The organism is Nonomuraea angiospora, from assembly GCF_014873145.1.
GTDB classification, from domain to species: domain Bacteria; phylum Actinomycetota; class Actinomycetes; order Streptosporangiales; family Streptosporangiaceae; genus Nonomuraea; species Nonomuraea angiospora.
In genome coordinates this window covers 12,385,976-12,400,205 of record NZ_JADBEK010000001.1, presented here as the reverse complement: position 1 = coordinate 12,400,205, position 14,230 = coordinate 12,385,976, and the positions used below count along the sequence as shown (strand labels likewise).

Annotated in this window: 14 protein-coding genes; 6 read left to right on the top strand and 8 right to left on the bottom strand. The window is 71.3% G+C overall.

Going from position 1 to position 14,230, the window contains the following annotated elements; translation table 11 throughout:
- Positions 1–8: 8 nt before the first annotated feature.
- The 4 genes from H4W80_RS56890 to H4W80_RS56875 all read right to left on the bottom strand — a co-directional run bounded on the left by H4W80_RS56890 (position 9) and on the right by H4W80_RS56875 (position 4,452).
- Positions 9–401: a hypothetical protein gene (locus H4W80_RS56890; RefSeq protein ID WP_192792639.1), complete on the bottom strand. Its 393-nt coding sequence runs from the start codon at positions 399–401 to the stop codon at positions 9–11.
- Positions 398–1,723 carry a hypothetical protein gene (locus tag H4W80_RS56885; RefSeq protein ID WP_192792638.1) on the bottom strand — a complete coding sequence of 442 codons (1,326 nt, stop codon included), beginning with the start codon at positions 1,721–1,723 and terminating at the stop codon, positions 398–400. The genes H4W80_RS56890 and H4W80_RS56885 overlap by 4 nt, the downstream gene beginning before the upstream one ends.
- A gap of 271 nt (positions 1,724–1,994) precedes the next feature.
- Complete coding sequence (locus H4W80_RS56880; RefSeq protein ID WP_192792637.1) at positions 1,995–3,203, bottom strand: acyl-CoA dehydrogenase family protein; 1,209 nt, start codon at positions 3,201–3,203, stop codon at positions 1,995–1,997.
- 46 nt (positions 3,204–3,249) lie between these two features.
- Complete coding sequence (locus H4W80_RS56875; RefSeq protein ID WP_192792636.1) at positions 3,250–4,452, bottom strand: MFS transporter; 1,203 nt, start codon at positions 4,450–4,452, stop codon at positions 3,250–3,252.
- Between the two features lie 86 nt (positions 4,453–4,538).
- Between H4W80_RS56875 and H4W80_RS56870 the strand changes: the two genes are divergently transcribed.
- Positions 4,539–5,123 carry a TetR/AcrR family transcriptional regulator gene (locus tag H4W80_RS56870; protein ID WP_192792635.1) on the top strand — a complete coding sequence of 195 codons (585 nt, stop codon included), beginning with the start codon at positions 4,539–4,541 and terminating at the stop codon, positions 5,121–5,123.
- Positions 5,124–5,129: 6 nt separating this feature from the next.
- Here H4W80_RS56870 and H4W80_RS56865 read toward each other — a convergent pair whose 3' ends face one another.
- Both H4W80_RS56865 and H4W80_RS56860 read right to left on the bottom strand, forming a co-directional pair.
- Complete coding sequence (locus H4W80_RS56865; protein ID WP_192792634.1) at positions 5,130–6,056, bottom strand: glucosyl-3-phosphoglycerate synthase; 927 nt, start codon at positions 6,054–6,056, stop codon at positions 5,130–5,132.
- A 32-nt stretch (positions 6,057–6,088) separates the two neighbouring features.
- Positions 6,089–7,528 (bottom strand): helix-turn-helix transcriptional regulator, encoded by a 1,440-nt coding sequence (locus H4W80_RS56860; protein WP_192794366.1) that lies wholly within the window; start codon positions 7,526–7,528, stop codon positions 6,089–6,091.
- 278 nt (positions 7,529–7,806) lie between these two features.
- Between H4W80_RS56860 and aceA the strand changes: the two genes are divergently transcribed.
- The 3 genes from aceA (at position 7,807) to H4W80_RS56845 (ending at position 10,612) form a co-directional block, all read left to right on the top strand.
- Positions 7,807–9,093 carry an isocitrate lyase gene (aceA, locus tag H4W80_RS56855; RefSeq protein ID WP_192792633.1) on the top strand — a complete coding sequence of 429 codons (1,287 nt, stop codon included), beginning with the start codon at positions 7,807–7,809 and terminating at the stop codon, positions 9,091–9,093.
- A gap of 234 nt (positions 9,094–9,327) precedes the next feature.
- On the top strand, positions 9,328–9,729 hold the full coding sequence (locus tag H4W80_RS56850) for a hypothetical protein (RefSeq protein ID WP_192792632.1): 402 nt from the start codon (positions 9,328–9,330) through the stop codon (positions 9,727–9,729).
- 49 nt (positions 9,730–9,778) lie between these two features.
- The gene (locus H4W80_RS56845; protein ID WP_192792631.1) at positions 9,779–10,612 is read left to right on the top strand and encodes an SCO6745 family protein; all 834 of its coding nucleotides are present in this window, start codon (positions 9,779–9,781) and stop codon (positions 10,610–10,612) included.
- Between the two features lie 83 nt (positions 10,613–10,695).
- On the opposite strand, the gene H4W80_RS56840 is transcribed toward H4W80_RS56845, so the two are convergent.
- Positions 10,696–10,899 (bottom strand): hypothetical protein, encoded by a 204-nt coding sequence (locus H4W80_RS56840; RefSeq protein WP_192792630.1) that lies wholly within the window; start codon positions 10,897–10,899, stop codon positions 10,696–10,698.
- A 141-nt stretch (positions 10,900–11,040) separates the two neighbouring features.
- Here H4W80_RS56840 and H4W80_RS56835 point away from each other — a divergent pair, with 141 nt between their 5' ends.
- Together H4W80_RS56835 and H4W80_RS56830 are read left to right on the top strand one after the other, a co-directional pair.
- The gene (locus H4W80_RS56835) at positions 11,041–11,541 is read left to right on the top strand and encodes a SigE family RNA polymerase sigma factor (RefSeq protein ID WP_192792629.1); all 501 of its coding nucleotides are present in this window, start codon (positions 11,041–11,043) and stop codon (positions 11,539–11,541) included.
- The gene (locus H4W80_RS56830) at positions 11,538–12,734 is read left to right on the top strand and encodes a TolB-like translocation protein (RefSeq protein WP_192792628.1); all 1,197 of its coding nucleotides are present in this window, start codon (positions 11,538–11,540) and stop codon (positions 12,732–12,734) included. The genes H4W80_RS56835 and H4W80_RS56830 overlap by 4 nt, the downstream gene beginning before the upstream one ends.
- Here the strand turns inward: H4W80_RS56830 and H4W80_RS56825 are convergent.
- Positions 12,721–14,220, bottom strand: a complete 1,500-nt coding sequence (locus tag H4W80_RS56825) for a protein kinase domain-containing protein (RefSeq protein WP_192792627.1) — start codon at positions 14,218–14,220, stop codon at positions 12,721–12,723. The genes H4W80_RS56830 and H4W80_RS56825 overlap by 14 nt on opposite strands.
- Positions 14,221–14,230: the final 10 nt, after the last annotated feature.

Here is a 14,230-nt window from a genome sequence, read left to right as displayed (position 1 = left end):
ATTCTCTCCTATTCTCCAACCAGTGTGGTGACCTTGATGACCTCGGTACCTGAGGTGTCCCGCACCCGGACGCCGATCTCCCAGACGCCCGTCATGGTGAACAGCTCGCCGCGGGCCACGTAGCGGCCCGGCCCGTCGCCCCGGGCGGCGATCTCGGGCGTGGTGTGCCCCATGTGCGGCATCACCGCGAAGACCGAGACCTCGGCGGGGGCGGCCGGGTGGATCTCGACGCGCGCTTCGAGGAGGCCGGGACGGGGTTCCAGGCGCACCGTGACGGCGTGGCGGGTGCCTCTGCCGTGCAGCTCGGCCGGGCCGGGGGCGGGACCCCCGAGAACGAGCCAGGCGACCCCGGCCGCGATCAGCAGCAGGGGCAGGACGACATACCCGCGTCGCCGGCTCATCGCCCGCTCCCTTCCTCGGCCACCTCGATGACGTGGGGCACGGTGACGATCCGGTAGTCCCGGACGTACTGGATCCAGGCCGAGTAGCGGCCTGGCCGGGGGAAGCTGAAGACGAACTCCAGCCGTGGCCCGTAGCGGGCGACTGACTCGTCCGGCGCCGGGACGGCGGTGGCGTCGGCCATCGACCGGGCCTCGTGGACGTGGCCGAGGTAACCGCTGTCCTGACTGCGCACGATCAGGTGACCGGCCATGCCGAGCCATGGCCGCAGGGCGGTGGCGCCGGTGTCGAGCGTGATGCGAACCGGCCGCCCGGCGACCGGCCGCGCGGGTTCGGTCACCGGCGCGGCCCCGGTGGGCGCCGGATGGCCGGCATGCCCGGGATGGCCGGTGCCGTCCACGGTGAACGCGCCCGACACGAGCTGGCCGCCCGCGCCGGTGCGTTCGAACTCGGCGTACGCGTGGTGTCTTCCCGGCCGCTCGGCGCGCAGCCCCACCTCGTAGACGCCCGGCGCGATTCTGATTGGGTGCACGTGCCGGAAGAAGCGGCCGTCGTCACTGGTCACAACGAGGTGCGTCAGGGCGGCGTGGTGTTCGGCCAGGTCGTCCGCCAGACCTCCGGTGGAGCCGTCGAACAGCGTCACCCGCAGCCGGAAGGCCGCCCCGAGCCCGGGCCGCCCCGGCGCCACCTCCACCAGCGGTTGTGCGTTCGGACGGGTGAGCGTCCGCGGATCAGGCGCCCCCTCCGGAGCGAACCAGGGCGAAAGCGCTCCGGTGGTGAACGCCACCACGATGGCGACCGCGAACGCCCCCGCGAACCCCGACGCGACCGCCCTGCGCCGCAGCGCCGCTCCTACCAGCGCGCCGATCAGCGCCACCGCCGCGCAGGCGAAGGACGCGTACACGATCACCTCCCACAGCGGCGCGCGCGGGACCGACAGGGTGAACGGCAGCACCGACCGTTCCGCACCCGCCCGCACCTCCAACTCGTGAGGCCCAACCCGCCCGGCCCGCAGGATCGCCGGGTACATGCCGGGGCGCCCCGCCTCGATCCGTACCGAGGCCGCGGACGAAGCTCCGTCCTCGACCGAGCGGACGGCCAGTTCGACCGGACCGCCCCGGCCAGGGTCGTGCGCGACCACGTCCACCTGCAGCGGCGCGGGCACCCGGATGCTCGCCCGCACCACGACAGTGAGTTCCATGCCGGCGATCGTCTGCGCGAAACGCACGTCGGCCTCGGCGGACCTGCCGTGCGCGGTCGCGGGGGACGGCCAGGCGAGCAGGGCCGCGAGCACGAGCAGGGCCAGGGCCAGACGTTTGATCACGGCCTTGAGCCTAGGAATCCGACCGTGGACGCCACATCGCCCACGGGCACTGACCTGTCTAGTTCCCGGGAACTACCGACCGAGTCGGACAAGGGCTGCCAGTACACCAGCGCCGACTACACCGCCCTGGCCGCACGGCCGGGGGTGCGGTTGCCGGCCGGTCGAACCGGTCAGTGCTGGGACAACGCGCTGGCCGAGTCGTTCCCAGCGGAATTTGATCACTCCATTTGCGGCACAACCTCCGCCGCCGGACTGACGTTCCGTCGCATTTTCAGCGAACCTGCAGGCCGGTGACGGCGCGGCCGATGATCAGGCGCTGGATCTCCGACGTCCCCTCAAAAATCGTGTAGATCTTGGCGTCCCGGTGGAAGCGCTCCACCGGGTGCTCCCTGGTGTATCCGGCGCCGCCCAGGATCTGGATCGCCTGCTCCGTCACCCACACCGCCGTCTCCCCCGCCACCAGCTTCGACATCGACCCCTCCGCCTGGGAGAACTGCCTGCCGTTGCGGGCCATCCAGGCGGCCCGCCAGGTCAGCAGGCGGGCCATGTCCACCCGGGTCGCCATCTCGGCGAGGAGGAAGGCGATCGCCTGGTTCTCGCCGATCTTGCGGCCGAACTGCTCCCGCTCGCGGGCGTAGTCCCTGGCGTACTCGAAGGCGGCCCGCGCGATCCCGACGGCCATGGCGGCGACCGACGGGCGGGTGGTCTCGAACGTGCGCATCGCCGCCTGCTCCCCCGCCCGCTCCCCGTTGCGGACCCGGGACAGCCGGGCGTCCAGCTTCTCCTGGCCGCCGAGCAGGCAGGAGCCCGGTACGCGCACGCCGTCCAGGATGACCTCGGCCGTGTGGGAGGCGCGGATCCCGTGCTTGCGGAACTTCTGGCCCATGGACAGGCCGGGCGTGCCGGGCGGGATGACGAAAGACGCCTGTCCCCGGGTGCCGAGTGAGGGGTCGACGGAGGCGACGACCACGTGGACGTTCGCGATGCCGCCGTTGGTGGCCCAGGTCTTGACGCCGTCCAGCACCCAGTCGCCGCCGTCCTGGACGGCGCGGGTGCGGATGGCGCCGACGTCGGAGCCGGCGTCGGGCTCGGAGGCGCAGAAGGCGCCCAGCTTGACGTCGTTCTCCGTGCCGAACATCTGCGGCAGCCACTCCCCCATCTGCTCGGGGGTGCCGTTCGCGGCGAGGGCGGCGGCGGCCAGGCCGGTGCCGACGATGGCCAGGCCGATGCCCGCGTCGCCCCAGAAGATCTCCTCGAACGCCACGGGCAGCGCGAGCCCGCTCTCCTCGAACCACTGGGTGGCGAAGAAGTCGAGGGAGTAGAGGCCGATCTTGGCCGCCTCCTGGATGACCGGCCAGGGGGTCTCCTCGCGTTCGTCCCATTCGGCGCCCGCCGGGCGGATCACGTCGCGGGCGAAGGCGTGCACCCAGTCGCGTACCTCGACCACGTCGTCGCTGGGTTCCGGGCAGAAGCCGGTCATGTGCGCACCCTCCTCGACCCGATGTTACCAGTGGTAACAGAACACCTTACCGGTCAGTAGCTACACGGTGGAATACCCCGGAGAGCAGGGTGGCCAGGGCCGCCAGCGCCATGCCGATCGCGAGACCGTACAGGAGCGGGGTGAATCCCCCGAACGCGGCGGCCAGCTGCGGGCCGACGCTGCCGCCGACCGCGAGCGCGAAGGAGAACAGCGACAGCGCGGTCCCCCGGGCGGGTCCGGCGTCGGCGGAGATCGCCTCGTTCAGGCTGGGCAGGCCGCCGGTGATGGCGGCGACGTAGGCGGCCAGCAGCAGCACCAGCACGGCCGTCCCGGTGAGGCCGACGGCGGCGAGGGCGAGGGCTCCGGCCGCCAGGAACGCCGCCGCCCTGATCGGCGCGTGGATCCGGGCCAGCCAGGGCATGAGCAGCGGCACCAGGACGATCGACGGGAGCCCCGCCGCGCGGAGCGCGAGGAGCTCGGAGGACGAGGACACGCCGTAGATCTGCAGACCGGTGTAAACGGCCACGAAACCCGCCATCAGCATGACCGTGGCCACGTACCGGAGGCCGAGGACGCGGTGGAAGAGCAGGCCCGGCACCGCCCGGTAGACCGACAGCGGCGAGCCGCCGCCCGCGCGCGGCAGGTCGGGCAGCGTGACGGCCCGCACGCCCAGGAACGCCAGCACGAACCCGGCCGCCGACAGCAGGAACAGCCCGCGCCAGCCGATCACGTCCACCAGCAGCTGGGCGGCGACCTGGAGCAGCACGGCCGAGGCGAGGAACGCGCCGGTGATCGCCGCGATCGCGCCCACCCGGCGGCGCGGCTCGACCCGTTCCGCCAGGTACGCCAGAGCCGCAGGCGGGAACATCGCCACCGCCAGCCCCTGTACCGCCCGCAACGCCAGCGCCACTTCGGGGTTCGGGCTCAACGCCACCGCCGCCGAGGTGAGCGCGGCCAGCGGCAGTCCGATCATCAGCATCCGGCGGCGGCCGTACCGGTCGGACAGCGGGCCGAAGATCAGGAAACCGGCTCCGTACCCGATGCCGAACGCGGTCACCAGCCAGGTCAGCCCGCCGGCCGAGACGCCCCAGCCGGCGGCCATGTCGTGCAGGAGCGGGATCACGATGTACAGCTGGCCACTGACCAGCACGGCGGTGAGGGTGAGGGCCGCCAGCGTGCGCCCGTACGGCAAGCCGGCCGGCAAGGTCGCCGCCAGGCCGTGTGGCGCGGGGGAAAAGGTGGTCGTCATGTGTCGGGACGGTAGCCAACCAACTAGTTGGATGTCAACTGTTCGGTTGGATAACAACCAACTGGTTGGTGGCTATCATGGGCGGCATGGCACCCAAGGTCTCGACCACCGCCACGCGCACCGCCCTGCTGGAGGCCGCGCGGGAGGAGTTCGCCGCGTACGGCGTGGCGGGCGCCCGCGTGGATCGCATCGCCGAGCGCGCCGGCGTCAACAAGGAGCGCATCTACGGGCATTTCGGCAGCAAGGAGAAGCTGTTCGACGAGGTCATCAAGGAGGCGCTCGACGACCTGACGACGCAGATCTCCCTCCCCGGTGCCGATCCCGGCGACTACGTGGCCCGGCTGACGGACTACTACCACTCGCATCCCGAGCTGGTGCGGCTGCTGATGTGGGAGGCGCTCAACTACCGGGACCAGGAGGGGCTGCCGGCCGGGCAGGAGGTGCGGGTGGAGCGCTGCCGCCGCAAGACGGCCTCGCTGGCGGAGGGCCTGGGCGTGGAGCCGTCGCCGGAGGTGGCCCGGATGGTGTTCATGATGACCGGGCTGGCGCTGTTCCCATCGATGATGCGCCAGCTCGGGCGCATCATCCTGGGCGAGGCGGCCGACGACCACGAGGCCATGCGCGACCAGATCGCCGCGTTCGTCACGTCGGGGTTCAAGGAGTCACGGTGATCGGGTTCAGGGCGTCACGGTGATCATGGGTGGGCGTTCGCCGATCCCGATGTCGCGGAGCAGGATGTCGTGCCCGTCCAGCCCCCTCCGGAACTGTGCCAGCCGGACGGACGGCTCGTGGCGGGTCTCGATCTTGCCCTGACGCAGCAGGCGTGACCAGGCGGCCAGCATGATCTGGGACGCCATCCTCCCGAGCGCCTCGGTCGACTGCGGAGCGTGCTCGCGCGAGCCCAGGTCCACCTGCGCGAACGCGTCCAGCCCGGCCAGTTCGAGCAGGTCGATCAGCAGCCCCAGCTCCACGCCGTAACCGGTCAGGAACGGCACGCGTTCCAGGGCCGAGCGGCGGCCGGCGTACTCCCCGGCCAGGGGCTGGACGAAACCGGCCAGTTGCGGCCAGTGGAGGTTGATGAGCGGGCGGGCCACCAGCTCCGTGACGCGGCCGCCGCCGTTGGCGGTGCCGTGCAAGGGGCGGTCATAACACCCTTTCGTGTAGACCACGGTGGGGTCCGCGAACAGCGGTCCGAGCAGGCCGAATACCAGAGAAGCACGAAATTTCCGGATGTCGGCGTCCACGAACACCAGCACGTCCCCCGAGGTCACGGCGAGGGACTTCCACAGCGCCTCGCCCTTGCCGTCCATCGGCTTGAGCCGCGGCAGGATCTCGTCCTGGGCGTGCACGCAGGCCCCCGCGCGGCGCGCCACCAGCGCCGTGTCGTCGGAGGAACGCGAATCGATCACCACGATCTCGTCGACGAGCCCGTCCAGCTCGCGCCGGATCACCCCGACGATCTGGCCCACGGTCTCCCGCTCGTCGCGGGCGGGGAGCACCACGCTGACCGTGGTCTCCCCCTTGGCGGCCTTCAGGTCCCGGAGCGGCCAGTCCGCGGCGGACGAAGTACGGTGCCGCAACCATCCTCGCACTTCAGGCAGCATGCGACCCCTCCCCCCGTATCCCACATTTCAGATTATGCGGTGGCGGCGTGACGCTCCAGGAACGTGTACACGTCCGCCTCGTCCACCCCGGGGAACGACCCCGGCGGCAGCGCGGCCAGGACGTGGGAGTTGGCACGGGCGGACGGCCAGGCGTAGCCCTCCCAGCGCTCGGACAGCTCGGCGGGCGGGCGGCGGCAGCAGTCGCCGTTGGGGCAGTTGGACTTGGTACGGCTGGTGGTCTCCCGGCCCCTGAACCAGCGCGACTCCTTGTACGGCACCCCCAGCGTGATGGCGAAGTCCCGCTCCCGCGAGGGATCCACGTGCGCCACGCAGAAATAGGTCCCGGTGGGCGAGTCGGAGTACTGGTAGTACACCGAGAACCGGTCGGGCGAGGCGAACACCTGCCGTCCCGACCACTGCAGGCACATCCGCTGCCCCTCGATGGCCCCCTGCTCGTCGGCCGGGAAGACGATGCCGTCGTTCTCGTACGCCTTGTAGATGGTGCCACCGGCGTCGTTGCGCACGAAGTGGCAGACGAGACCCAGGTGGTGGGTGGCGAGGTTGGTGAAGCGGTGGGCGGCCATCTCGTACGACACCGCGAAGACGTCCCGCAGGTCCTCCACCGACAGCGCCCGGTCGGCCTTGGCCTCCTGGAGGTAGAGCGCGGCGGCCTTCTCGGGGACGAGGACGGCGGCGGCGAAGTAGTTCGCCTCGGTGCGCTGGCGCAGGAAGTCGGCGAAGTCGCGGGGCTTGTCGTGGCCGAGCGCGAGGTGGCCGAGCGTCTGGAGCAGGATCGTGCGCGGGGTGTGCATGCCGAGCTGCTCGTGCTTGACGTAGATGCGGCGGTTGCGGAGGTCGGTGATGGAACGTACGGATCGCGGCAGGTCCTGCGCGGTGTGCACGGTGTAGCCGAAGTGCGTGACCAGGCTCTGGATCATGCTCTGCGACAGCGCGCCCGTACGGTAGCCGACCGCGGCCAGCGCCTTGGCGGCGGCCTCCTCGATCTCCCCGAAGTAGTTGCCGACCTCGCGCTGCCTGCGCCGCAGCTCGGCGTTGGCGGCCCTGGCCTCCTCCGGGGTGGCGGTGCCGCGGGCCTGCCTGGCGCGCAGCTCGCCGTACAGGCCGAGGAGGTGTTCGAGCACGTCGTTGGGGACGCGGGCGGAGACCTTGAGCCGGGGCAGCCCGAGCCCGGCGTAGATGGGGTCGCGCTGCGCCTCCTCCAGCGCGATCTCCAGCTGGGCGCGGCGGTTGGGCGGCTGGCGGCGCAGCAGTTCCTCGATGGGCACGCCCAGCGCGGAGGCCAGCCCCTTGAGCAGCGAGAGCTTGGGCTCGCGCTTGCCGTTCTCCAGCAGCGACAGCTGGCTGGGGGCTCTGCCGACGCGCGAGCCCAGGTCGGACAGGGTGAGGCCGCGCTGTTTGCGCAGGTGCCGGAGGCGCTGCCCGAACGCGATCAGATCAAGCTCCTGCGTCAAAGACAGCGGTTCTTCACCTAGCAAGGGCGCCATGTCGGCATCTTAGACAGAAATTCGGCTCATTTTCTAGTCTCCTGAACAGGTCGGGCCCGGCCGCCGTGTCGCTCGGATTGGTCTAGGCCAACGGGAAAACTATCGATTTCTTCACTGTTGAATACCCGCCGGTAATGCAGAGTCTGGAAACTTTCGCCGTTCTTCTCTCTGCTCATGACTATGGGCGGCCCCTCCCAGGGCACACACTCGGCAGTGAGCCCCAGGGGACGACAAGGGAGTGAACAATGATCGATCGCCTCAAGGGAGCTGCTGAGCAGCTGCAGGACGAATGGGACAACGACCCTCGCTGGGAGGGCGTCGAGCGCACCTACGGCGCCGAAGACGTGATCAGATTGCGCGGCAGCGTCCAGGAGGAGCACACGCTGGCCCGGCTCGGCGCCGGCCGGCTGTGGGACCTGCTGAACAGCGAGGACTACGTCAACGCCCTCGGCGCACTGACCGGCAACCAGGCCGTCCAGCAGGTGAAGGCGGGACTGAAGGCGATCTACCTGTCCGGCTGGCAGGTCGCCGCGGACGCGAACCTGGGCGGGCAGACGTACCCGGACCAGAGCCTGTACCCGGCCAACTCCGTGCCCGCCGTCGTGCGCCGCATCAACAACGCGCTGCTGCGCGCCGACCAGATCACCTGGTCGGAGGGCGACACCGACGCCCCGCACTGGCTCGCGCCGATCGTGGCGGACGCCGAGGCCGGGTTCGGCGGGGTGCTGAACGCGTTCGAGCTGATGAAGGGCATGATCGCGGCCGGCGCCGCGGGCGTGCACTGGGAGGACCAGCTCGCCTCCGAGAAGAAGTGCGGCCACCTGGGCGGCAAGGTGCTCATCCCGACCGGCCAGCACATCAAGACCCTGACCGCCGCCCGCCTCGCCGCGGACGTCGCCGGAGTCCCCACGCTGATCATCGCGCGGACCGACGCACAGGCCGCGACGCTCCTGACCAGCGACGTGGACCCGCGCGACCAGGCGTTCACCACCGGCGAGCGCACCCCGGAGGGCTTCTACCAGGTCAGGAATGGGCTGGGGGCGTGCATCGCCCGCGGCCTGGCGTACGCGCCGTACTCGGACCTGCTCTGGATGGAGACCAGCACGCCCGACCTGGACGTGGCCCGCGAGTTCGCCGAGGCCATCAAGGCGGCGTACCCGGACAAGATGCTCGCCTACAACTGCTCACCGTCGTTCAACTGGAAGAAGCACCTGGACGACTCCACCATCGCCAAGTTCCAGCGGGAACTGGGACACATGGGGTACAAGTTCCAGTTCATCACGCTCGCCGGGTTCCACTCGCTGAACTACGGCATGTTCGACCTGGCCCAGGGGTACGCCGCGGACGGCATGACGGCGTACGTGGAGCTGCAGGAGGCCGAGTTCGCCGCCGAGTCGCGCGGCTACACCGCGACCCGGCACCAGCGCGAGGTCGGCACCGGCTACTTCGACCTGATCAGCACGGCAGTGGCGCCCGACTCCTCGACGACCGCGCTGCGGGGATCGACGGAGGAGGAGCAGTTCGCCCACTGATCTGCCGGGACCGCCCTCCGGGCATGCGGCGGTTCCCCGGCGAAACGGGCCGCGCCAGTCTCCCCCAGCACTGGCGCGGCCCACTTTCATGGTGTGGTGTGCTCTCATTGGAGGAGTGGCTGACCTTCAACGGAGGGTTTGGTGCGCAGAACGATCTCCTCTGTCCGGACCGCGCTCGCTCAGTGGTTACCCTCAGTTCCGCCGCCGCCCGGAAAAAATGATCATGAGTCGCTCGTGGCCGCCCTGGAACATGCCACCCGCTGGTACGAGTACCGCATGAGCCAAGGACTCCAGGTCCTCAACTTCTACCTCGTGTCGACTGCCGTGAATTCCGCCGCCTACGTCGCCGCTCTCCAGGCCAAACTCGACGCCGTAGCCGGCGCCGTCGGGCTCGTGGCGGCGCTGGTCTCCGTCGCGGCGGCACTTGCGGGCTGGCGCTCCCGCGGTCTTGCCCGGCTGGCCTTGCAGCCGATGGCGGAGATCGAGGATCGGCTGGCCGCGACCCTGGACCTGGATTCGCTCCGTCTCGTGCGGCGCAATCCCCACCGCACGTTCACCACGCCGATTTCCCTGATCATGTTCATCCTCGCCTGCGCCATCTCGGTGACAGGAGCCTTGTACGCGTGGCTTCGCTGACATGGGAGGCTGTGGACACCCATACTGACTGGTCGGTATCTTCGGCGGCATGACGCTGGAACGCCGGACCTGGCGCACTCTGGAGCCCCTGCACGGCATGATCTACTTCTCCCCCGAGGCGAGCGCCGCCTACGAGAGCCTCGGGCTGAGCGGCCGGATGGGATACTTCGCCTCCCGAGCCGCCGCTCTCGGTCCGGTGCCCGCCGAAGCGGTGATCGCGACCTTCTACAACTTCAACCCCGACCTGGTACGGCGGGCGATCCCGGCCGCCTGGCGGATCGCCTCGCCGGCCGACATCCTGGCCGCCCGGCTCGAATCGGCCGGCGCCACGCTGCGCCGCGTGCTGGGCGACGCCGTGGACTCCCCGGAGATGTCACGGGCGGCGGCGCTGGCCCGCCGGGCGGCGGAGAGCGTCGCGGGCGAGCTCAGCGGGCGGCCTCTTTATGCCGCGCACGCGGCACTGCCCTGGCCCGAGGCTCCCCACCTGGTGCTCTGGCACGCCCAGACCCTGCTGCGCGAGTATCGCGGCGACGGTCATCTCGCCGCCCTCCTGGCGGCCGGGCTGAGCGGCATCGAGGCGCTGGTCACCCACGCGGCGACCGGCGCCGTCACGGCCGAGGTGCTCCGAGGCACGCGCGGGTGGCCCGAGGCCGACTGGGCCGCCGCCGTGCGGAGGCTGGAGGAGCGTGGCTGGCTCGTCGAGGGAGCTCTCACCGAGGAGGGCCGCAGGAGGCGCGAGGAGATCGAGGAGGCGACGGACCGGATGGGCATGGCGCCGTACACCGCGCTCGGCGCCGCGGGCTGCGAGGAGCTGCGCTCTCTCGCCCGGCCGTGGAGCAAGACCGTGGTCGCCGAGCTGATGCCCTGGTCCACCGGCCGTTAGCCCGAGCACACCTCGCTTTCACCCCGGAACGCCGGCGGCCGGGCCGCACGTACGCCGCCGCCGGATCACGAGCCCCCGGCTCGTCAGGCGACCTTCCGGAAGAGCACGGTGGCGCGGTAGCGGCCCTCCGCCTCCGCGTCGGGCTCGGCTTCGGCGCTGATGACGTCCAGCTCGGTGCCAAGGCCGAAGAAGCTGAGCGCCCGGGCCACGGCCTTCTCCCTGATCTCGTCCGGCGTCGCTCCGCTCACCGTGACGCGCAGCGTGAGCGGGAACGCTTTCGTACTCATGATGGTCTTCTTTCACAGAAGAGTCGATCCATCTCCGAGCGTAGCCCGCCGTACGTGTCGCCCCTGGCCCCGGCGCGGCGTGCAACAGTTTTCGCGCTCTGTTCCTCTCGGAGGTGAAGGAACGACGAAGGGCGAGGTCTGTTGGAAGGTGATCCCCGTTTCGCGGAGTTCGTCGCCGAACGCGGCGACGCGCTGCTGCGCTACGGCTATGTGCTGGCCGGCAATCCGCACGACGCGGCCGACCTGGTCCAGGAGGCGCTGCTGAAGCTGCGCGGCGCCTGGTCCCGGCTGCGGCTGAAGGAGAACCCGGAGAGCTACGCGCGCACCACCATGGCCAGGCTGCACATCGCCACCTGGCGGTTACGCAGGCGCGAGCTGCTCGCCTGGGACCTGCCGGAAGGCGAGCACCACGACCCGCTGCCCAGCGGCGACGAGCGCAGGATGTGGCAGGCGCTGGCCGGGCTGCCGCGCAAGCAGCGCGCGGTGCTGGTGCTGCGCTACTACGAGCAGCTCGACGACGCCGAGATCGCCGCCGTGCTCGGGATCTCCCGCGGCACGGTACGCAGCCAGGCCGCCCGCGCGCTGGACAAGCTGCGCGTGGCCCTCCCGAGTGAGCCGATGACCAGGGGGAACGTACGATGACCGAGGTTGAGGAGACCCTGCGCAGGACGCTCGGCCACGCCGCCGAGCAGGCGCCGGGAATGCCCCCGCTGCTGTCCCAGCGGCTGGAGCGGATCCACCGGCGCAGGAGGCAGCGCGCCCGGATCGCGCTGGCCGCCGCGGCGGTCGTGCTGGCCGGGGCCGGGGCCACGGCCGTGCTGCGCGGCGGCGACACCATCACGGCCGTCCCCGCCAGCGGGCGCGACACCGAGGCGCCGGCCGGACAGGTGGACAAGGTCTGGCCGGAGGCGGTGCGGAAGGTCTCGGCGAAGTCCCCCGACGGGGTGCCGTGGCGGCCGCGGACGTTCGTCGACGACCGTACGCTGCTCATGGAGGCCCAGGGAGGCGAATCCGGAACGATCAACGCCGTCTACGCCTACGACCTCGACTCCGGCACACCACGCAAGATCGCCGACGTCCCGGCTTCCGAGGACACGGTGGGCTTCGCGAACGGCTTCGCCGTGGGCGGCGGCCAGGTGGCCTGGTGGTCCGGGACGAAGGACTCCGTCGCGCACCTCTGGACGGTGCCGCTGGACGGCGGTACCCCGAAGATCGTCGCCGACCAGCGTCTCGACACGGCCGACGACGGCAGCGGAATCGACAGACTCGCCGTGGTCAACGGCAAGATCGTTTTCTCTCTGTACACCGGAGGGGTCTTCACCGTCCCTCTCGGGGGCGGCACGGTGGAGCCGGTCCAGGGCGGTGCCGGGATGCATCTGCTGGACTGGCCGTGGATCGGCGCGCCGGGGCGCGGGGGCGAGCCCCAGGGCCTGCCGTACGCCCGGATCCAGAACGTGGAAACCGGCGAGACCCGCACGGCCGTCACCAACCCCGGCGAGGAGCTGCGTTTCTGCGGCGTGACCATCTGCCAGGGCAGGACCGCGGAAGGCGTGGCCTTCTTCCGTCATCGGGACGGCTCGTCGCAGAAGGACGTGCCCCGCTCCGTGCACTCGCCGAACCTGCCGACGCAGGACCGCTTCTACCTCTCGACGTTCGGCGAAGGGAAGATCGAGGGCGTGGGACTCTACGACCTGGACACCGACAAGTCGGGCGACCTGGGCATCCCATCAAAGGGCGACTGGATCAGTATGCCGTCCACGGATCCGACCGGCAGGCTCCTCAGCTACACGCTCGGGGACGACCTCTACCTGATCGACCTGTCTAAGATCCGGTAGCCGTCGGCGTCTCCGGGACGGACACGGACGGGTCCGGCGACTCGCCGGGCCCGTCCTGCGGGATCGTGCTGATCGACTGCGACGGCTGCGGGCAGTCCCTCCTGACCGCGCCGCCGCGCCTGCGCATCGGGCTCGCGCAGTCGCCGGGGTCCTCGCCGCCCGGTCCGCTGCTGCTGGCCGGCCCGAACGTGTCCTGCCGGCCGGGCGAGGGGCTGCGCACCGTCAGCGGCGCCTTGGTACGGGTGCGCGGGACGGGCGTCGTGGGCGTGCCCGCCGGTGTGGGCGGGGCGGCGGCCTTGGTCGGCGGGAGGGTGGCGGCGGGCGTGGACGGGGGGCGGACGGTCGAGTCCGCGCTGCCGTAGGAGCGCACGATCGGCGGGTCGACCGGCAGCAGCGAGCCGCCTCCGACGCTCGTGCCGTCGCCGCCCGCCGCGATCACCGTGAGGGCCGCGATGGACACCGTGGCCAGGGCGGCGAAGCTGGCGTGCGACAGCTGCGCCCCGGCCTTGGCCCTGCGCCCGCGCGTACGGGAACGCTCCACACCCTCCCCCGGCGTCCCGGACTCGCCGGTCGGAGAGGCGAGACGTACCCGCCCGCCGCCGGGCGGATAGGGCACGGGCGTCCAGATCTCCTCCAGCACCCCGGCCACCGCCTGCCGCAGATCCCACGGCTCGCCGACGCCCCCGGCGGCCAGCAGCGCCCGGAGCAGCTCGGCGGACGTGGGACGGCCGGCGGGATCCTTGGCCAGCGCCGCCTCGACGGCGGGCCGCAGCATGGCGGGCACGCCCCCGACGCGCGGCGGGTCGAACAGGATGCGCCGGGTCAGCACATCCGCCTCCCCGCCCCCGAACGGGTGGTGCCCCGTGGCCGCGAACGCCACCACGCACCCCCACGCGAACACGTCCGACGCGGGCACCGCCGGGCCACCCGTCAGCCGCTCGGGAGCGACCCACCCGGGGCTCCCCATGACCTGTCCGGCCTGCGTGTGCGCGGCCAGCGTGTCGACGTCGCGGGCGATGCCGAAGTCGATGACGCGCGGCCCCCGCGTGGACAGCAGCACGTTGCCGGGCTTGAGGTCCCGGTGCACCAGGCCCGCCTCGTGGACCGCCACCAGGGCGGCGGCCACGCCGAGCGCCGCGCCGTACGCGAGATCGGGCGTGAGCGGCCCCTTGGCCGCGACGACCTGGGAGAGCGCCGGACCCGGGATGTACTCGGTGACCAGGTACGGACGGTCCTTGTCGGTGCCGTCCTCCAGGACCGCCGCCGTGCAGAACGGCACCAATCTTCGCGAGAAAGTCACTTCCTCGGCGAAGCGCGCGCGTAAGGTGGCATCGTTGAGATGCACCGCATGCGGCGTCTTGAGTGCGACCAGGCCACCCCGAGGGTGTTCGGCCAGATACACCACTCCCATCCCGCCCGTGCCGAGGCGGCCGAGGAGCAGATATCGGCCGATGATGACCGGGTCGCCCACCGTAAGCGGCCGCACGCCAGGAGGC